The following is a 16,984-nucleotide window of genomic DNA, read 5'->3' as shown; positions in this document are numbered from 1 at the left end:
CCTGGAATTGCTTGAGAAAGCCGCTTGAAGACGACAATGCTTTTGCTGCGCGCAATTGGTCTGATGTTGCTGCTGACGATAGGAGGACTGACGCCGTCGAAGGCGGCCGAGGCCGATCTCCGTGCGACGATCGCCAAATTCGCCGCCGCAACCGGTTTCTCGGCCACCGAGGCCATTGTGCGCGAGCTGGCCGCCAGCGGCGATCCGGCCGTCGAGCGCCCGCTTTCGGCGCTGGCCGACGGCAGTCTCTATATTCGCAAGAGCGACTCCCAGGTCTTTGTCGGCAGGGAGGCGGGAGACGGCATCGAATTGCTCGATCCGCTAAGCGGGGAAAAGGCGGCCGACGCCACCAAGACCGACCTCTCCAAGGTCAAAGTGAACAACGGGCTCCGCCGCACGATCCGAGACGCTCTGGGCACGCTGACGCTGCGCGCCAAGGACGCAAGCGTGCGTCTTGCCGCCGCCGCGACAATGTTCAAAACGCCGGACGCGGCGAATATCGAGTCGCTCGACGCCGCTATAGCGGCCGAAACCGACCCGGCAGTCAAAGCCCTTTTCGAACAGGCGCGCGCGGCGTCGGTTTCGGTTTCCGACAAGCCCGAAGCCGACAAGCTCGCCGCCATCTCGGTCATCGCCGCGCGCGGCGATCGCGATGCGCTTTCATTGCTGACTTCGGTCGATGCCAATGCCCAGGGCGCGGTCAAGGACGCGGCGAGCGCCGCGATCAGACATATCAACTCCAAGCTGGCCCTGTGGGATGCCGGCCAGAATATCTGGTACGGCATTTCGCTGGGATCAGTGCTGCTGCTCGCGGCTATCGGGCTCGCCATCACCTTCGGCGTGATGGGCGTCATCAACATGGCGCATGGCGAGATGGTGATGCTCGGCGCCTACACCACTTTCGTCGTCCAGCAGGCGATCCGCACCTCGTTCCCAGGCCTGTTCGACTGGTCGCTGGTCATCGCGCTGCCGCTCGCCTTTCTGGTCGCAGCACTCGTCGGGCTCGCCATCGAACGCGGCATCATCCGCTTCCTCTACGGCCGCCCACTGGAGACGCTTTTGGCCACCTGGGGCGTCTCGCTGATCCTGCAGCAGGCGGTGCGCACGATCTTCGGGCCGACCAACCAGGAGGTCGGCAATCCATCCTGGATGTCGGGCTCCTTCGATATCGGTCAGTTGGCGATCACCTGGAACCGGCTGTGGATCCTGGTCTTTGCGCTCGCCGTGTTCGCGGTGCTGCTCTACGTCATGAAGCGCACGCCCTGGGGACTGCAGATGCGCGCCGTCACCGCCAACCGCCGCATGGCTGCTTCGATGGGCATCAGGACGCCTTGGGTCGACGCGCTGACCTTCGCGCTCGGCTCCGGCATCGCCGGCATTGCCGGCCTCGCGCTCAGCCAGATCGACAATGTCTCGCCCAATCTCGGCCGGGGCTACATCATCGACAGCTTCATGGTCGTGGTCTTCGGCGGCGTCGGCAATCTGTGGGGTACGCTGGTCGGCGCCTTCTCGCTCGGCATCGTCAACAAGTTCCTCGAGCCCTATGCCGGCGCCGTGCTCGGCAAGATCGTCGTCCTCGTGCTGATCATCCTGTTCATCCAGAAACGCCCGCGCGGCTTGTTCGCGCTGAAGGGCAGGGCGGTGGAAGCATGATCGCGAAACGCTTCTTCGGCGCCGACCGCCGCATCGCCGTCACGATCTTCGCGCTGCTCGCAGCCGCCATCGTCGTGCCGCTGCTCAACCTTGCGGTCCCGCCACAGAGCGCCTTCTATATCCCGACCTATATCGTGGCGTTGGTCGGCAAATATCTCTGCTACGCGCTGCTCGCGCTCGCGCTTGATCTTGTGTGGGGCTATTGCGGCATCCTCTCGCTCGGCCACGGCGCCTTCTTCGCGCTCGGCGGCTATGCGATGGGCATGCATCTGATGCGCCAGATCGGCTCGCGCGGCGTCTACGGCAATCCGACCCTGCCGGACTTCATGGTGTTCCTGAATTACAAGGAACTGCCCTGGTTCTGGTACGGCTTCGACCATTTCTGGTTCGCGGCGCTTATGGTGCTGGCCGTGCCCGGCCTGCTCGCCTTCGTCTTCGGCTGGTTCGCCTTCCGCAGCCGTGTCACCGGCGTCTATCTGTCGATCATCACCCAGGCGATGACCTATGCGCTGCTGCTCGCCTTCTTCCGCAACGACATGGGATTTGGCGGCAACAACGGCCTGACCGACTTCAAGGACATTCTCGGCTTCAGCGTGCAGGCGGACGCAACGCGCTCGGCGCTGTTTGCGGCGAGCGCGGTCACGTTGGCGCTCGCCGTCCTCGTGACCGCTGCGATCGTCCGCTCCAAATACGGCAAGCTGCTGATCGCGGTGCGCGACGCCGAGAGCCGCACCCGCTTCCTCGGTTGGCGGGCCGAGAACGTCAAGCTGTTCGCCTTCACCGTTTCCGCCATCATGGCCGGCATCGCCGGTGCGCTCTACGTGCCGCAGGTCGGCATCATCAATCCCGGCGAATTCGATCCGGCGAATTCGATCGAGGTGGTGATCTGGACCGCCGTCGGCGGGCGCGGCACCATCGTCGGTCCGATCATCGGCGCGCTGCTCGTCAATGCCGGCAAATCCTGGTTCACCGGCGTGCTGCCGGAATTCTGGCTCTTCGCGCTGGGCGGGCTGTTTGTCGCAGTCACGCTGCTTTTGCCCAAGGGCATCGTCGGCATGTGGGATGCCTGGCGGGGCAAGGCCAAGGCGCTGCGCGCGGCCTCGCTTGCCGCGGAAGCCGGCGCCGATCGCGAGGCACCAGAGCCGAAGATCGTGCGCTCGGCGGCAAGGACGCCGGGGGCATGGTCCGCCTCCGGCGTTGAGCCGCAGCCGGCGGAGTGAGCGATCATGAGCAAGTCGAACACCATCCTGTATCTCGACGGCGTCTCGGTCTCCTTCGACGGCTTTCGCGCCATCAACAATCTGTCGCTGGTGCTCGACAAGGGCGAGATGCGGGCGATCATCGGACCCAACGGCGCCGGCAAGACGACGATGATGGACATCGTCACCGGCAAGACGCGGCCGGACGAGGGCGAGGTCTTCTTCGATGGCCAGGTGGACCTCACGCGCCATGACGAGGCTGAGATCGCCATGATGGGCATCGGCCGCAAATTCCAGAAACCGACCGTTTTCGAGAGCCACAGCGTCGAGGACAATCTGATGCTGGCGCTGAAGGGGCCGCGTTCGATCTTGCCGGCGCTGTTCCATCGCCGCTCGGCGACCGAGACGCGGCGCATCGACGATATCCTCGGCATCATCCGTCTCGGCGACAAGCGGGGCGAGCTCGCCGCCAATCTCAGCCACGGCCAGAAGCAATGGCTGGAGATCGGCATGCTGCTCGCGCAGGACCCGAAGCTCTTGCTGGTCGACGAGCCGGTCGCCGGCATGACCGACGCCGAGACCGAGGAGACCGCGCGGCTGCTCAAGGACATCGCCCGCGACCATTCGGTCGTCGTCGTCGAACACGACATGCATTTTGTGCGCGAGCTCGGCGTCAAGGTCACCTGCCTGCACGAGGGCTCGGTGCTGTCGGAAGGCACGCTCGATTTCGTCTCGGCCGACGAGCGCGTCGTTGAAGTCTATCTGGGGCGCTAAGCATGGTCTGGCGGGTTCCGTTCCACCGTTTCGATTTCGCTTTCCTGCGGCGCTGGAGAAAGGGCTGACCCATGCTCGAAGTTTCCAACGCCACGCTGCATTACGGCGCCGCCCAGGCCTTGCGCGGCGTTTCGCTGAAGGCCGGCGCCGGCAAGATCACCTGCGTGCTCGGCCGCAACGGCGTCGGCAAGACCAGTTTGATGAGATCGATCGTCGGCCATCACCGGCTGACGAGCGGAAGCGTTGCCTTCGAGGGGAAGGCGCTCGACCGGAGCGCGGCGTATGATCGCGCCCGGTCGGGCATCGCATTCGTGCCGCAGGGCAGGGAAGTCTTTCCCCTGCTCACGGTGCGCGAGAACCTGGAAGCCGGCTTTGCGCCGCTCAGGCGAGCCGACCGCAATATTCCGGGCCATGTCTTCGAGCTGTTCCCGGTGCTGAAGCAGATGCTCGGCCGCCGCGGCGGAGACCTTTCCGGCGGCCAGCAGCAGCAGCTTGCCATCGGGCGCGCGCTGGTGATGCGGCCCAAGCTTCTGGTGCTCGACGAGCCCACCGAAGGCATCCAGCCCTCGATCATCAAGGATATCGGACGCGCCATCCGGTATCTCCGCGATCAGGCGGGCATCGCCGTGCTGTTGGTCGAGCAGTATCTCGATTTCTGCCGCGAACTTGCCGACGAGGTCAATATCATGGATCGCGGCCAGATCGTGCATACCGGCCCCGCCGAAGACCTCGACCGGGCGGATGTGCGCAAGTTCCTGACGGTGTGATCGAGGTGAGGCCTGGCGGCCCCCTGGTTGGCAATGGCAAAATTTCGGAGCTTAGCCGAAGCGTCGCTCGCGTCGTTTGGGTCTGCGCGCGTCACTACGCCCAAGGATGATGGAGTTGTTGAGCGCTCTGGTGCGTCGAATACCGCATGCTAGTCTTTCCTTGGCCTTGGTGAGTCGGCCCGCTTTCCGTATCAGTCGCGAAATTTAGGGGAAGGCGTGCGCACACCGCCCGCAAGTTCCACGCAAGCAAGCCTGCCTAGCTTTCCCTGGAGTGATTGTCGGTCAACGCGTCCAAAAAGATTCGTGCCAGGGGACGGCGATGGAACGTTTTGTCGAGGACTATCAGAAGCGGCGGCTCACCGATCGCGCCGATATCATGACGGCGATCAACATCCTGATGTCGCAAGGTTTCGAAGAGGATGATCTGCTGGGCGAAATGACCAAGGTCTTCTACGTCGATCTCGACGCATTCAACGAGGTGATCGCCCACCACTGAGGGCGATGCCCTGGGCTTCAACCGGCTCGGCGGAAGTCGAGCACGCGGTTGCGGCCGCCGCGCTTGGCGGCATAGAGCGCCTTGTCGGCGGCGCTGAGCACTTTGTCGAAGCTCATGCCATCGCTGCTGCCGAAGGCGAAACCGGCGCTCACCGTGCAGCGCAATGGCCCGGTCTCCGTCTCCACCGTGCGCGCGGCGAACGCGGCCCTGACACGTTCGGCCGTCGCCTCGGCCGTCTCGGGCAAGGTGCGCCTCAGCACCATGGCGAATTCCTCGCCGCCCATGCGGGCGACGGAGTCGTTCGGACGCAGTTCGGCGGAGAGCACCTGGGCAAAAACCTTCAGCACCTCGTCGCCGGCCGCGTGGCCGTACTGGTCGTTGATGGCCTTGAAGCCGTCGAGGTCGAACACCACCACCGCCGTGAAAGCGCTGACCGGTGTCTTGCCGTGCAGGTCGAACAAAGCGCGGCGGTTGAGTAGGCCGGTCAGCGGGTCGGTCTCAGCCTCACGCTTGTGGTGGCGCGCGAGCCGCCCCTGGTTGAGCGCCAGCGACAGCGCGCCGATTCCGGTCATCGAGGCGATGACGATGACCAGGCTCAGATCCTCCGCCCAGTTGCTCGGCGCGTGGCCGAGGACGAGCTTCCCGTCCCAAGCCAGCACGGCCGCGCACAGCACGAAGGAAACAGCGGTCAACGAATAGAGCAGCGCCACGCCCACCAGTTGCGCCGGTGCCTCCTCGCGACCCTTCCAATATTCATACGCGGTGCCGAATAGGAGCAGCGCGGCGAGGAAATTCTCAAGCATGAAGCCCAGGCCGTCATAGCCAAGCGCCATCGGCGGCAACGCCAGCGCAAAGGAGATGGCAGTGCCAAGCGCGATATGGGACAGCGGCGAGCGGCCGGTCCGGAACTGGTGCGCTGCGCCCAGCATCACCGAGAAGCCGAACAGCAGCAGCGCCAGCGTCAGAATGCCGAGGGCTGTTCCGGGCGCATCAATATAGGCGTTATAAACAAAGACCTCCGCGACCACCACCAGCACGCTGGTCGCCCATGTCAGCAGGAATCTGTCGGAACGGGCGGTCAGCCAGGTTCCGAACAGCGTGAGGCTGAGGCAAGCAGCGGAGAAGCCGACGGCCAGAAGCAATGAGTTGTAATCGAGCAGCATGCACCGTCCTCGCCGGCGCCGGGCTCCTGAACCGGGCGTGGGCTATTAGTGCAGCAAGGAAGTATCGATTACGTTACGATAGCCGTGAAGATGCCGGAATTCCGCAGCGTCAGAGGACCGCCACCGACAGCAGCAGTATGATGCCGATCCCCATCATCACCAGACCCGGCCAATTCTGCGACAGGCCGAGGAAACCGAGTCCGCGCCGCCGCGGCTCCAGTGTCGGGCCTGGTGTTGCCAGGTTCGCCGGACGATCCGGCACCGTGGATGCTGGATCGCTCAGGCGTCCACGCCTCAGCGTGGCGACTGCCATGTACACGACGCCTGCGATGGTAAGCAACGCACCGAGGATAACGGTCACTTTCCTCGCTCCTTTCCGACGCTGCGGGATTTGGCAGCGTTTCGCGAGGTGGCTGCCGCGACTTTGCGTCCCTGCAGTTGACGGCTGAGGCAGAACGGTCAAGATGCCGGCAGGTTCCGACAATCCAACCGCCGATTTGCGTCGCGTGGCGCGCCGGGCAGAGCTCTGGCGTTTGAACGAAAGGCTGCGGAAACATGCGCAGCTTTAGGATGTCACCCTCTTCATCAGCGCCATGGCGCCGAACGGCGCGCGCACCTTGCCTTCGGTGATGAAGTAGACGAACACGTCGCGCGGCTTGACCGGCGCATCGGTCCTGGGATCGGCGCGCGGCAGGTCGGCCGGTTGCTTGCCCTCGGCCCAGGTCTTCACCCGCCCTGCCCATTCGTCGAGGCCTTTCGGCGTGTAGCAGTCGGGATTGTCGTCGCTGCCGGTCTGCAGCCGCGCATAGACGAAGTCGCCGGTGACGTCGGCGATCGCCGGATATTTGGCATGGTCGGCATAGACGATCGCAGCGTTGTATTTGCGCGCAAGAGCCGGAAACTCCGGCACGATGAAGCTGTCGTGGCGCACCTCCAGCGCGTGGCGCAGGGGCACGCCGTCCTGCTTCTCGGGCAGAAGTTTGAGAAAAGCTTCGAAATCGTCGGCGTCGAATTTCTTGGCCGGCGCGAATTGCCACAGGATCGGGCCGAGCTTCTCGCCGAGCGCGGCCACGCCGGAGCCGAGAAAGCGCATCATCGATTCACCTGCTTCGCCGAGCACGCGGCGGTTGGTCACGAAGCGGTTGCCCTTGAGCGAGAAGACGAAGCCCTCCGGCGCGTCATTGGCCCACTTGGCGAAAGTCGGTTCCTTGAAGCTGGAATAATATGTGCCGTTGACCTCGATCGTCGGCACCTGGCGGCTGGCATAGTGGAGCTGCTTGGCCTTGGCGAGCTTCTCCGGATAGAAGGAGGTGTCCCAGGGCTCGAAGGTCCAGCCGCCCATGCCGGAGCGGATTTTTCCTTGGGCAGTCATCGTCTTCCTCCTCCGTTCGAACTGCGATCAGGCTGCTCGGTCGACAGGCTTCGCCATGTCGACCAATGTCCATCCTGGCCGGTACGGGTTGGCGCGGCGACCCGTTTCGCGATAGCCGTAAGCGGAATAGAGCGCGATGTTCCGCTCCATGCGCGAATTGGTATAGAGCCGCACCTCCGGCAAGCCCCAGGAGCGCGTCTGCTCGTCGGCGAAGTCGAGCAATCTGATCCCGAGTTTCCTGCCCTGGAAAGCCGGCGCGACGGCGACGCTGAAGATGATGGCGTGATCGGGATGACGCTCTAGTACGATCAATCCGGCGAGCTTTGAGCCTTCTTCCAGCAGCCAGACTTCGCCACGCTCGATGCGCGGCGCATAGTTCTCGGTGACCGGGATCGGTGGGGCGCCGAACAGGGCGGTGTAGGGAGCATAGGCGGCCGTGGTCAGCGCGACAACGGCCGGGAGATCACCGGAAAGCGCTCTTCTAATTGTCATTCAAACACCCCCAGACATCGACGAAATGCGCGCTCACTCGGCCGCTTCGCGTTTGCCTCCGGGGCGCCGCTCCAGGAGCTCCTTCAGGAACTGGCCGGTGTAGCTGCGCTTCTCGCGCACGATGGCTTCCGGCGTGCCGGAAGCGACCAGCTCGCCGCCGCCGTCGCCGCCTTCGGGGCCGAGGTCCAGCACCCAGTCGGCGGTCTTGATGACTTCGAGATTGTGCTCGATCACCACCACCGTGTTGCCCTGGTCGACCAGTTCGTGCAGCACTTCGAGCAGCTTGGCGACGTCGTGGAAATGCAGACCCGTGGTCGGCTCGTCGAGGATGTAGAGCGTCTTGCCGGTCGCCTTGCGCGACAGTTCCTTGGCGAGCTTGATGCGCTGCGCCTCGCCGCCCGACAAAGTCGTCGCCTGCTGGCCGATATGGATATAGCCGAGGCCGACCTGCTTCAGCGTCTCCAGCTTGTCGCGCACGCCCGGCACCGCCGAGAAGAACTCGACGCCTTCCTCAACCGTCATGTCGAGCACGTCGGCGATCGACTTGCCCTTGAACAGCACGTCCAGCGTCTCGCGGTTGTAGCGCTTGCCGTGGCAGACGTCGCAGGTGACGTAGACGTCGGGCAGGAAGTGCATCTCGATCTTGATGACGCCGTCGCCCTGGCAGGCCTCGCAGCGGCCGCCCTTGACGTTGAAGGAGAAGCGACCCGGCTGGTAGCCGCGCGCCTTGGCTTCGGGCAGGCCCGCGAACCAGTCGCGGATCGGCGTGAAGGCGCCGGTATAGGTCGCCGGGTTGGAGCGCGGGGTGCGGCCGATCGGCGACTGGTCGATGTCGATGACCTTGTCCAGGAACTCCAGCCCTTCGATGCGGTCATGCTCGGCCGGATGCTCGCGCGAGCCCATGATGCGGCGCGAGGCCGCCTTGAACAACGTCTCGATCAGGAAGGTCGACTTGCCGCCGCCGGAGACCCCGGTGACGCAGGTGAATGTGCCGAGCGGAATCTCCGCCGTGACGTTCTTCAGATTGTTGCCGCGCGCCCCGACGACCTTTATTCGCCGGTTCTTCTTCGCCTCGCGGCGCACGGCCGGCGTTGCCACTTCGAGTTCGCCCGACAGATATTTGCCGGTGATCGAAGCGGGTGTGGCCATGATCTGCTGCGGCGTGCCTTGCGCGATGATCTGGCCGCCATGGATGCCGGCGGCCGGGCCGATGTCGACGACATAGTCGGCATGCAGGATGGCGTCCTCGTCATGCTCGACGACGATCACCGTGTTGCCGATGTCGCGCAGGTGCTTGAGCGTATCGAGCAGGCGCGCATTGTCGCGCTGGTGCAGGCCGATCGACGGCTCGTCCAGCACATAGAGCACGCCGGTGAGGCCTGAGCCGATCTGCGATGCGAGCCGGATGCGCTGGCTTTCGCCGCCCGACAGAGTGCCGGAGTTGCGCGACAGCGTCAGATAGTCGAGGCCGACATCGTTGAGGAAGCGCAGCCGCTCGCGGATTTCCTTGAGCACGCGCACCGCGATCTCGTTCTGCTTCTCGTTGAGCTGTGAAGGCAGATCGGTGAACCACTGGTCGGCCTTGCGGATCGACAATTCCGTGACCTCGCCGATATGCTTGCCGGCGATCTTCACGGCCAGCGCTTCCGGCTTCAGGCGGTAGCCGTTGCAGGCGGGGCAGGGGGTGGCCGACATGAAGCGCTCGATCTCCTCGCGCATCCAGGCCGATTCCGTTTCCTTCCAGCGCCGGTCGAGATTAGGGATGACGCCCTCGAAGGTCTTGGTCGTCTTGTAGGAACGCAAGCCGTCGTCATATTGGAAGGTGATCTCGCGCTCGCCGGTGCCATGCAGCACGGCTTCTTTCGCCTCCGCGCTCAGATCCTTGAACTTGTCGCCGAGCTTGAAGCCATAGGCCTTGCCGAGCGCCTCGAGCGTCTGCGCGTAATAGGGCGAGGTCGACTTCGCCCATGGGCTGATGGCGCCGTCGCGCAGCGAGACGTTCTCGTCCGGCACCACGAGGTTGGGATCGATGGCGCGCTGGCTGCCGAGGCCGTCGCAGGTCGGGCAGGCGCCGAACGGGTTGTTGAAGGAGAACAGCCGGGGCTCGATCTCGGGAATGGTGAAGCCGGACACCGGGCAGGCGAATTTCTCCGAGAACAGGATGCGCTCATGCGTCTCGTTCTTCGACTTGTTGACCGAGTCTTCGCCGGTCAGGCTGGCGTCGAGCGGCCGGTCGGCGAACTCGGCCACGGCTAGGCCGTCGGCGAGCTTCAGCGCGGTCTCCATCGAGTCCGCGAGCCGGGTCGCCAGATCGCCGCGCACGACGATGCGGTCGACGACGACGTCGATGTCGTGCTTGTACTTCTTGTCCAGCGCCGGGACGTCGGCGATCTCGTAGAAGACGCCGTCGACCTTGACGCGCTGGAACCCCTTCTTCTGCAGCTCCAGGAGTTCCTTGCGGTACTCACCCTTGCGGCCGCGCACGATCGGCGCGAGCAAGTAGAGACGTGTGCCTTCCTCCAGCGCCAGCACGCGGTCGACCATCTGGCTAACGGTCTGGCTCTCGATCGGCAGGCCTGTCGCCGGCGAATAGGGGATGCCGACACGCGCGAAGAGCAGGCGCATATAGTCGTAGATCTCGGTGACGGTTCCGACCGTCGAGCGCGGGTTTCGCGAGGTGGTCTTCTGCTCGATGGAAATGGCGGGCGATAGGCCGTCGATCTGGTCGACGTCGGGCTTCTGCATCATCTCCAGGAACTGCCGGGCATAGGCCGACAGGCTTTCGACATAGCGGCGCTGGCCCTCGGCATAGATGGTGTCGAAGGCAAGCGACGACTTGCCGGAGCCCGACAGCCCGGTCATCACGATCAGGCTGTCGCGCGGCAGGTCGAGATCGACGTTCTTGAGATTGTGCTCGCGCGCCCCGCGAATGGAAAGGTATTTTTGGTCGGCCATCGCCGGTCGCCGCCTCAGATCTGGAATTTGCTGGATTGGGCGGGTTCTTCCCGGCCATCCCATATGTAGGTTGTTTTGCCGCCGCGTCGAGAGACGCCACAATCTCGACGGAAGAAGCCGATCATGGGTTTAACCGTCTTTCGCGCGAGCGGGCAAGCGGAAAGAACAAAGGCCGAACACGCTCCTGACAAAGCGCCTGTGGAAACAATCGCGCTAATGGTTGTGAAACAGTCGCTAAGAGCGTCGTGGAAGTCAGTACCGCCAATGCCCGCCCCGTTGATCCACACCATCCAGCTTACCTTCACGTAACCTCCTGGCGATCACATTTTTCGGTAACCGGCCGTCGACGGTTGACGTCGCGGACCTGGGGGAGCAGTCTCCAAACCGTCAGCGAAGCCGGCCGTCTTTCGATGGCCTCGCCGCCCAACCGGCGGCCTGCGAGACGCCGCAGGTGATAGCGATTAGCGCTTCGAACGACATTGTCGCAACGGACCCAGGAGCGGAGCATGACGCCACCGGACAGTCCCTTGAGGCTCCATACGGAGATGGAGCCGCGGCAGGCATAAGTGCCAGGGCAGACTTGAAACGCCAGCCCGACAAACCGTGACTTGCCGATTCCTACAATCAGAGACGATAGTCGGATCGTCGGCTGAATGCCGCGTTGCATCCGAAACAGAACGCCGGCAGTCTATTCCCGGCTAAAGTTGGATTCTTGGATCCATGAAGCCCCATCCGTCTGCACAGCAGGGGTGGGGCTTACATTTTGTAGGGCGCTCGCCTTTCGAGTAAGTGACGCAAGGGTTTTCAGTGGTTCGGCAGCTTCATGCCGCCCGTCGCCATGTCGATCGTTATGCTGCCACCGATCCGGACATCGGTGTTGCCGATCTTGAACGAACCGTCGCCGCCGGCGGGCTGCGCGTCGTCCGGTTCCGGCTGCGGCGCCGGCTTGGCGATGCGGTAGTCGTCGCTGACGCCTGGCAATTTCCGCGCCGAGCTGTCGTCGGCAAGCGCGGTGCCGGACACCAGCGCGGCGGCAAGCGCGGCGAGAATAGCGCATAATTGTCTGCGTTGGAGCGGATTGGTCATGCGCGGACTATAGGGACGCGGCTGGAGCGATGCCAGACGCGCGGCGATCAAATTGCCGCGCGTCTGCCTCGCGAAGTCAGGCCGCTTTCTTGCGCGTATCGTAGACGTGGTCGACGAGGCCCCAGTTCTTGGCTTCCGCGGCGCTCATGAAGTAATCGCGGTCGAGCGTGCGCTCGACTTCCTCGTAGGTCCGGCCGCAATGCTTGGCGTAAAGCTCGGTCATATGCTGCTTGGTGCGCACAATATCCTCGGCATGGCGCTGGATGTCGGAGGCCTGGCCCTGGAAGCCGCCAAGCGGCTGATGCAGCACGATCCTGGTGTTGGGCAGGGCGATGCGTCGCCCTGGCGTGCCGGCCATCAGCAGGAAGGAGCCCATCGAGGCGGCGAAGCCCATGCAGACCGTCGACACCGGGCAGGAGATGTATTGCATGGTGTCGTAGATGGCGAAGCCGCTGGTCACCATGCCGCCGGGCGAGTTGATGTAGAGCGAGATCTCCTTGTCGGGATTGTCCGATTCCAACGACAGAAGCTGCGCGCAGACCAGCGCCGACACGTTGTCGTTGATCTCGCCGTTGATGAAGACGATGCGCTCGCGCAGCAACCGCGAAAAAATATCGAAGGAGCGCTCGCCGCGGCTCGATTGCTCGATGACCATCGGCACCAGATTGGCAATGCTCATGACGGATTCCTTTCGATCAGGCCGCGCGCAGCATCATGCAAGGCGCATTGGCGGCCGTTGGGGTCTTGCGCGCGTCCAGCGAAAGTCCGCATCCCGCGCCCGAGACGGCGACGAGCGGCTGCGCCACCGGCACGAAGCCGTCATGCACGATGCGAAGATGCGTGCCGCCCGAGGCGGTGCCGGCAAGGGTGAACGTGACGATGCTGTCAAAGGCGGGAAGCCGGTCCGCGTCCTTGGCGCCGGGCCGCTCGCGCCAGGAGTAGCGCAACAGCCTGCCGGGCTCGGCCTCGATCACCTCGCATTCGATCGGCGCATCCGGTCCGGCAAAGGCGAAGCGGCGGCCTGCTTCCGCCTTGATGTCGTTCGGCATCATCCAGGCGGCGAGCAGTTCCGGCTCGGTCAGCGCTCGCCAGACTTTTTCCGGCGGATCGGGAAGGTCGCATTCGAAGCTGAGCGGCGCTTCGTTGACCATCGGGTTTTCGGTTGCCGTCATTGGTCCATTCCCTTCAGAACCGTCTTCAATTTCTCGATGCGTTCCGGCCAGAAGGCGCGGTAGCGTTCGATCCAGCCGAGCAACGGATCGAGCCCTTGCGGATCGGCGCGGTAGTAGGCGTTGCGGCCGGCGCGCCGCTCGACCACCAGGCCGGCGCCGCGCAGAACGGCGAGATGCTGGGAGACCGCCGGCTGCGACACGCTCATGCCGGCACGCAGCTCGCTCACGCTCATTTCGCTGGCGGTCAGCCGCTCGTAGACGGCGCGACGGGTGGGGTCGGCGAGTGCCCGGAAAATCTCTGCTTCGATCACGGATGAAGCATAAGTCGATACTTATCGATTTGGCAAGCTTCTATTTGATCGCCATATCGGGATGCATGTTCAAACCCGCCTTTGCTGACATTCCTTGACAGAAAGGGCTGCGGTGACTAGAACGAAAAGGGAACAAAAACCTTGTGGGAAAAACCAGCCTTTGCGGGCATGCGCGACCCCGAGGCTGTAAGGTGAGCGGCTTAAAAATTGTTTCGGATGAGCGCGGAGAAGTAAGATGGCGGGTAGCGTCAACAAGGTCATTCTGGTCGGCAATCTCGGGGCGGACCCTGAAATCCGCCGCCTGAATTCCGGCGATCCGGTCGTCAACATCCGCATCGCCACGTCGGAAAGCTGGCGCGACAAGAACACCGGCGAGCGCAAGGACAAGACCGAGTGGCACAATGTCGTCATCTTCAACGACCAGCTTGCCAAGGTGGCCGAGCAGTATTTGAAGAAGGGCATGAAGGTCTATGTCGAGGGCCAGTTGCAGACCCGCAAATGGCAGGACCAGACCGGCAATGACCGCTACACGACCGAAATCGTGCTGCAGAAATTCCGTGGCGAATTGCAGATGCTCGACGCGCGCGGCGAGGGTGGCGGCGGCCAGGTCGGCAATTATTCCGGCGGCGGCAGCCGCGGTTCGGATTTCGGCCAGTCCGGCCCGAATGAAGGTTTCAGTCGCGGCGGCGGCGGTGGTTCGAGAGGCGGCGGCGGTGGCGGCCCGTCGCGCGAGCTGGATGACGAGATCCCGTTCTAAGCGCCTCGAAACGGCATTTGAGGGAAGGCGCGATGTCGCTCGGACCGCTTCTGTCGGCGCCGCCTCCCATTCCATGGCATGCCTTCGCGGCCTTTGCCGCTTTAGCCATCGGCGGCGCCCAGCTGGTGCTGCCGAAGGGTACTGCGCGTCACCGCGTGCTGGGCTATGCCTGGGTGGCGCTGATGCTGGTCATCGCCATTTCGAGTTTCTGGATCCAGCAGATACGGCTCGTCGGTCCGTTCAGCCCGATCCATCTGTTGTCGATCCTGGTGCTGGTCACGGTGCCGCTGGCGGCATCGTATGCGCACACCCATAAGGTGGCGGCGCATCGCGGCGCCATGATCAAGCTCTATCTGTTCGCGCTGGTCGGCGCCGGCATCTTCACGCTGCTCCCCGGCCGGGTCATGCATGCCGTCGTGTTCGGCCAGTAGGGCGTGTTGATATTCAGGTGAGGCCGGCCTGCAAATGCCGGTTTCCTGCGCTTCCGGTGCTCACGTACTTCAAGTACGCTCCGCTCCGGTTCTCGGAAGCCACCATTTTCGGCACGGCCTGACCTGAATCTCACCACGCCTTGGCGCGGACGGGAATTTCGCAAGGAAGATCAAACGTGAAAGCACGCGTCAAATGGGTCGAGGAACGCACCTTTGTCGGCGAGTCCGGCACCGGCCATAAGGTCGTGCTGGGCACGGCGCATGGGCCGGACGGCAAGACGCCTGGACCGAGCCCGATGGAACTGGTGCTGATCGGTACCGGCGGCTGCTCTGCCTATGATGTCGTCCACATCCTCGAGAAAGGCCGCGAGGCGGTCGAGGATTGTGTGGTCGAGCTCGACGCCGACCGGGCCGAGACCGACCCGAAAGTGTTCACGCGCATCCACATGCATTTCATCGTCAAGGGCCGCGCGCTCTCGCGCGACAAGGTGAAACGGGCGATCGACCTCTCGATCGAGAAATACTGCTCGGCCAGCGCGATGATGGCGAAGACGGCGACGATCACGCATGATTTCGAGGTGGTCGAAACGGTGGTGAAGTAGGCAGTAGGCAGTAGGTGTGAGCCACTCGCAGCTGCGGATTATGCCCCCATCAGCGCCCTTACGCCGTCGGCCACGAACTGCACGGCGAGCGCGGCCAGGATCACGCCGAGCAGGCGCGTCAGGATCGAGCGGCCGGTCTGGCCGAGGATGCGGTCGATGCGTTCCGACAGCACGAACACCAGATAGGTGATGACGAGGCAGAGGAAAATGATGCCGACCAGCGCTGCCTGTGCGGCAAAGCCCTCAAAATGCCCCGATAAGAGCACCGTCGCCGAAATCGCGCCGGGGCCGGCGATCAGCGGAATCGCCAGCGGGAAGGCGGCGATGTTGTGGATCATGTCCTTGGTTATGGCGACGTCGCCGATCTTCTCCTTGCGGTCCTGACGGCGCTCGAACACCATTTCGAAGGCGATGAAGAACAAGAGGAAGCCGCCGGCAACGCGGAAGGCCGGCAGCGTGATGCCGAACACCGACAGGATCGAGGCGCCGGCAATTGCGAACAGCGCCATCACCAGGAAGCCGATCACCGAAGCACGCACCGAGACCTGCTGACGCTCTTCGCGGTTCATGCCGCGCGTCACCGCAAGGAAGAGCGGCGCCAGCCCCGGCGGATCGATGGTCACCAGGATGGTGACGAAGGCGTTGAACAGGGTATCGAAGCTCGGCATCGCTGGTCCCCCCTCCCGCCGGGGCGACGCCCGAGCTCCGCAATTGGTAGAGCAAAGGCCGGGTGCTGGAAACAGGCGGGAGGGTAAATCAGCCGGCTATTCGGCATTGCTGCAATAGGCTTCCAGCCGGTAACCATCCGGATCGATGACGAAGGCGGCATAATAGTTGTCGCCACAGGCCGCGCGCAGTCCAGGTTGGCCGTTGTCCTTGCCGCCCTCACGCAATGCGGCCGCATGGAAGGCGTCGACGCTGGCGCGTGTCGGCGCCGAGAAGCAGAAGTGCAGGCCGGAGTCCATGTCAGCCGGTACCGGCCGCCCGGCATCGTTTACCCAAAGCTGGACTGTCTCGGCACCGTAACCGAGGGAACCGGGCGACTGGCTGAGACAGGAATAGCCGAGCGGCTTCAGCGCTGCGTCATAGAAGCGTTTCGAAGCGCTGGCGTCACGGACGCCGATCGAGACATGGTCGAGCATTGTTTCCTCCATGATTGCAATTGGTTGGTCGCTTAAGCTGGAGTCGAGCGCCGCGCCAAAAACTCGACCTCCATGCGCCAGGTCGCGCCGCCGTCATGCGAGCGCTCGCCGAGCCAGCGGAACGAGTTTTCGGTTATGCGTGAAAAGCTCCAGCGCACCGACGCGCCGGTGCCGTCGGCGCCGACCTGGATGATCGTGTCGCCCTCGGCGCGGCCGAGCTGCCGGCTGTAATACTGGTTGCGCGGGTCGCTCCAGAAAATGTGCCAGGCGTCGGCGCTGGGATCGTAGACACGCAATGTCGTGCCGTAGAAGGTCCACGGCCCGAGCGAGGGGGAGGGACCTGCGTCGCGGGCGGGCAGGATCCAGACGTCCTGCACGGCCCTGCCTTCCAGAACCCAGCCGAAATGCACCTCGCCGCGCCCTGTAAGCCTGGTGCAGTCCTCGAGGATGCGGGTGGCGTCGAATGCCCAGGCGCCGATGAAGCGGCCGTAGAGCTTCAGCTTTTCGGCGAGGTCTGGTTTGGGCCCGTCACTGTGCAGGGCCTCAGCAAAGGGATCGGTCATTGTTGCTGCCTCGTTTGTCAGGAGAGGGCAAGCAATAGGGGCATGGCAG

General features: G+C 63.8%; 21 protein-coding genes. 8 read left to right on the top strand and 13 right to left on the bottom strand.

Translation table 11 applies throughout. The features are described from left to right. Positions 1 to 36: 36 nt before the first annotated feature. From urtB to P9273_RS10390, 5 genes are all read left to right on the top strand, one after another. Positions 37 to 1,653, top strand: a complete 1,617-nt coding sequence (gene urtB, locus P9273_RS10410; protein WP_278048825.1) for an urea ABC transporter permease subunit UrtB — start codon at positions 37 to 39, stop codon at positions 1,651 to 1,653. Continuing rightward, entirely contained in the window at positions 1,650 to 2,873 is a 1,224-nt protein-coding gene (gene urtC / locus P9273_RS10405) for an urea ABC transporter permease subunit UrtC (protein ID WP_278048824.1), read from the top strand. The genes urtB and urtC overlap by 4 nt, the downstream gene beginning before the upstream one ends. A 6-nt stretch (positions 2,874 to 2,879) precedes the next feature. Then, positions 2,880 to 3,626 carry an urea ABC transporter ATP-binding protein UrtD gene (gene urtD / locus P9273_RS10400; RefSeq protein WP_278048823.1) on the top strand — a complete coding sequence of 249 codons (747 nt, stop codon included), beginning with the start codon at positions 2,880 to 2,882 and terminating at the stop codon, positions 3,624 to 3,626. Between the two features lie 71 nt (positions 3,627 to 3,697). Further along, positions 3,698 to 4,393, top strand: a complete 696-nt coding sequence (urtE, locus tag P9273_RS10395) for an urea ABC transporter ATP-binding subunit UrtE (RefSeq protein ID WP_278048822.1) — start codon at positions 3,698 to 3,700, stop codon at positions 4,391 to 4,393. A gap of 319 nt (positions 4,394 to 4,712) precedes the next feature. Next, on the top strand, positions 4,713 to 4,889 hold the full coding sequence (locus tag P9273_RS10390; RefSeq protein ID WP_278048821.1) for a hypothetical protein: 177 nt from the start codon (positions 4,713 to 4,715) through the stop codon (positions 4,887 to 4,889). Between the two features lie 17 nt (positions 4,890 to 4,906). Here the strand turns inward: P9273_RS10390 and P9273_RS10385 are convergent, their stop codons facing one another. From P9273_RS10385 to P9273_RS10340, 10 genes are all read right to left on the bottom strand, one after another. Next, positions 4,907 to 6,052: a GGDEF domain-containing protein gene (locus P9273_RS10385; protein WP_278048820.1), complete on the bottom strand. Its 1,146-nt coding sequence runs from the start codon at positions 6,050 to 6,052 to the stop codon at positions 4,907 to 4,909. Positions 6,053 to 6,161: 109 nt separating this feature from the next. Continuing rightward, the gene (locus tag P9273_RS10380; RefSeq protein ID WP_278048818.1) at positions 6,162 to 6,413 is read right to left on the bottom strand and encodes a hypothetical protein; all 252 of its coding nucleotides are present in this window, start codon (positions 6,411 to 6,413) and stop codon (positions 6,162 to 6,164) included. A gap of 204 nt (positions 6,414 to 6,617) precedes the next feature. Continuing rightward, the gene (locus tag P9273_RS10375; RefSeq protein ID WP_278048817.1) at positions 6,618 to 7,424 is read right to left on the bottom strand and encodes a DUF72 domain-containing protein; all 807 of its coding nucleotides are present in this window, start codon (positions 7,422 to 7,424) and stop codon (positions 6,618 to 6,620) included. A 27-nt stretch (positions 7,425 to 7,451) separates the two neighbouring features. Beyond that, positions 7,452 to 7,916 (bottom strand): GNAT family N-acetyltransferase, encoded by a 465-nt coding sequence (locus P9273_RS10370; protein WP_278048815.1) that lies wholly within the window; start codon positions 7,914 to 7,916, stop codon positions 7,452 to 7,454. Between the two features lie 33 nt (positions 7,917 to 7,949). Beyond that, positions 7,950 to 10,871, bottom strand: a complete 2,922-nt coding sequence (gene uvrA, locus P9273_RS10365; protein WP_278048814.1) for an excinuclease ABC subunit UvrA — start codon at positions 10,869 to 10,871, stop codon at positions 7,950 to 7,952. A gap of 14 nt (positions 10,872 to 10,885) precedes the next feature. Next, on the bottom strand, positions 10,886 to 11,176 hold the full coding sequence (locus P9273_RS10360; RefSeq protein WP_278048813.1) for a hypothetical protein: 291 nt from the start codon (positions 11,174 to 11,176) through the stop codon (positions 10,886 to 10,888). A gap of 499 nt (positions 11,177 to 11,675) precedes the next feature. Continuing rightward, the gene (locus tag P9273_RS10355) at positions 11,676 to 11,957 is read right to left on the bottom strand and encodes a hypothetical protein (protein ID WP_278048812.1); all 282 of its coding nucleotides are present in this window, start codon (positions 11,955 to 11,957) and stop codon (positions 11,676 to 11,678) included. Between the two features lie 76 nt (positions 11,958 to 12,033). Beyond that, positions 12,034 to 12,636, bottom strand: a complete 603-nt coding sequence (locus tag P9273_RS10350; RefSeq protein WP_278048811.1) for an ATP-dependent Clp protease proteolytic subunit — start codon at positions 12,634 to 12,636, stop codon at positions 12,034 to 12,036. A gap of 16 nt (positions 12,637 to 12,652) precedes the next feature. Continuing rightward, complete coding sequence (locus P9273_RS10345) at positions 12,653 to 13,129, bottom strand: SRPBCC family protein (RefSeq protein WP_278048810.1); 477 nt, start codon at positions 13,127 to 13,129, stop codon at positions 12,653 to 12,655. Continuing rightward, positions 13,126 to 13,440: an ArsR/SmtB family transcription factor gene (locus tag P9273_RS10340; RefSeq protein WP_042642786.1), complete on the bottom strand. Its 315-nt coding sequence runs from the start codon at positions 13,438 to 13,440 to the stop codon at positions 13,126 to 13,128. Before P9273_RS10340 ends, P9273_RS10345 begins: the two co-directional genes overlap by 4 nt. A 235-nt stretch (positions 13,441 to 13,675) precedes the next feature. Between P9273_RS10340 and P9273_RS10335 the strand changes: the two genes are divergently transcribed. From P9273_RS10335 to P9273_RS10325, 3 genes are all read left to right on the top strand, one after another. Next, a complete protein-coding gene (locus tag P9273_RS10335) occupies positions 13,676 to 14,197 on the top strand; it encodes a single-stranded DNA-binding protein (RefSeq protein ID WP_040995100.1) in 522 nt (173 codons plus the stop codon). A gap of 32 nt (positions 14,198 to 14,229) precedes the next feature. After that, positions 14,230 to 14,628 carry a DUF2306 domain-containing protein gene (locus P9273_RS10330; RefSeq protein ID WP_278048809.1) on the top strand — a complete coding sequence of 133 codons (399 nt, stop codon included), beginning with the start codon at positions 14,230 to 14,232 and terminating at the stop codon, positions 14,626 to 14,628. A 176-nt stretch (positions 14,629 to 14,804) separates the two neighbouring features. Then, positions 14,805 to 15,230, top strand: a complete 426-nt coding sequence (locus P9273_RS10325; RefSeq protein WP_278048808.1) for an OsmC family protein — start codon at positions 14,805 to 14,807, stop codon at positions 15,228 to 15,230. Positions 15,231 to 15,268: 38 nt separating this feature from the next. Here P9273_RS10325 and P9273_RS10320 read toward each other — a convergent pair whose 3' ends face one another. From P9273_RS10320 to P9273_RS10310, 3 genes are all read right to left on the bottom strand, one after another. After that, the gene (locus P9273_RS10320; protein WP_040995093.1) at positions 15,269 to 15,898 is read right to left on the bottom strand and encodes a MarC family protein; all 630 of its coding nucleotides are present in this window, start codon (positions 15,896 to 15,898) and stop codon (positions 15,269 to 15,271) included. A gap of 96 nt (positions 15,899 to 15,994) precedes the next feature. Continuing rightward, positions 15,995 to 16,372, bottom strand: coding sequence for a VOC family protein (locus tag P9273_RS10315; RefSeq protein WP_278048807.1), 378 nt, complete (start codon positions 16,370 to 16,372; stop codon positions 15,995 to 15,997). Positions 16,373 to 16,404: 32 nt separating this feature from the next. Beyond that, positions 16,405 to 16,935: a hypothetical protein gene (locus tag P9273_RS10310; RefSeq protein ID WP_278048806.1), complete on the bottom strand. Its 531-nt coding sequence runs from the start codon at positions 16,933 to 16,935 to the stop codon at positions 16,405 to 16,407. Positions 16,936 to 16,984 lie beyond the last annotated feature (49 nt).

Source organism: Mesorhizobium sp. WSM4935 (assembly GCF_029625735.1).
Lineage (GTDB): Bacteria > Pseudomonadota > Alphaproteobacteria > Rhizobiales > Rhizobiaceae > Mesorhizobium.
This window is presented reverse-complemented; position numbering and strand designations above follow the sequence as displayed.

Excerpts from the sequence above, each read along its gene's own strand:
- P9273_RS10345 (WP_278048810.1), bottom strand. The coding sequence starts at position 13,129 with ATGACGGCAACCGAAAACCCGATGGTCAACGAAGCGCCGCTCAGCTTC.
- urtD (WP_278048823.1), top strand. The coding sequence starts at position 2,880 with ATGAGCAAGTCGAACACCATCCTGTATCTCGACGGCGTCTCGGTCTCC.
- urtB (WP_278048825.1), top strand. The coding sequence starts at position 37 with ATGCTTTTGCTGCGCGCAATTGGTCTGATGTTGCTGCTGACGATAGGA.
- P9273_RS10350 (WP_278048811.1), bottom strand. The coding sequence starts at position 12,636 with ATGAGCATTGCCAATCTGGTGCCGATGGTCATCGAGCAATCGAGCCGC.
- uvrA (WP_278048814.1), bottom strand. The coding sequence starts at position 10,871 with ATGGCCGACCAAAAATACCTTTCCATTCGCGGGGCGCGCGAGCACAAT.
- P9273_RS10370 (WP_278048815.1), bottom strand. The coding sequence starts at position 7,916 with ATGACAATTAGAAGAGCGCTTTCCGGTGATCTCCCGGCCGTTGTCGCG.
- P9273_RS10355 (WP_278048812.1), bottom strand. The coding sequence starts at position 11,957 with ATGACCAATCCGCTCCAACGCAGACAATTATGCGCTATTCTCGCCGCG.
- urtC (WP_278048824.1), top strand. The coding sequence starts at position 1,650 with ATGATCGCGAAACGCTTCTTCGGCGCCGACCGCCGCATCGCCGTCACG.
- P9273_RS10330 (WP_278048809.1), top strand. The coding sequence starts at position 14,230 with ATGTCGCTCGGACCGCTTCTGTCGGCGCCGCCTCCCATTCCATGGCAT.
- P9273_RS10390 (WP_278048821.1), top strand. The coding sequence starts at position 4,713 with ATGGAACGTTTTGTCGAGGACTATCAGAAGCGGCGGCTCACCGATCGC.
- urtE (WP_278048822.1), top strand. The coding sequence starts at position 3,698 with ATGCTCGAAGTTTCCAACGCCACGCTGCATTACGGCGCCGCCCAGGCC.
- P9273_RS10310 (WP_278048806.1), bottom strand. The coding sequence starts at position 16,935 with ATGACCGATCCCTTTGCTGAGGCCCTGCACAGTGACGGGCCCAAACCA.
- P9273_RS10385 (WP_278048820.1), bottom strand. The coding sequence starts at position 6,052 with ATGCTGCTCGATTACAACTCATTGCTTCTGGCCGTCGGCTTCTCCGCT.
- P9273_RS10315 (WP_278048807.1), bottom strand. The coding sequence starts at position 16,372 with ATGCTCGACCATGTCTCGATCGGCGTCCGTGACGCCAGCGCTTCGAAA.
- P9273_RS10320 (WP_040995093.1), bottom strand. The coding sequence starts at position 15,898 with ATGCCGAGCTTCGATACCCTGTTCAACGCCTTCGTCACCATCCTGGTG.
- P9273_RS10375 (WP_278048817.1), bottom strand. The coding sequence starts at position 7,424 with ATGACTGCCCAAGGAAAAATCCGCTCCGGCATGGGCGGCTGGACCTTC.
- P9273_RS10335 (WP_040995100.1), top strand. The coding sequence starts at position 13,676 with ATGGCGGGTAGCGTCAACAAGGTCATTCTGGTCGGCAATCTCGGGGCG.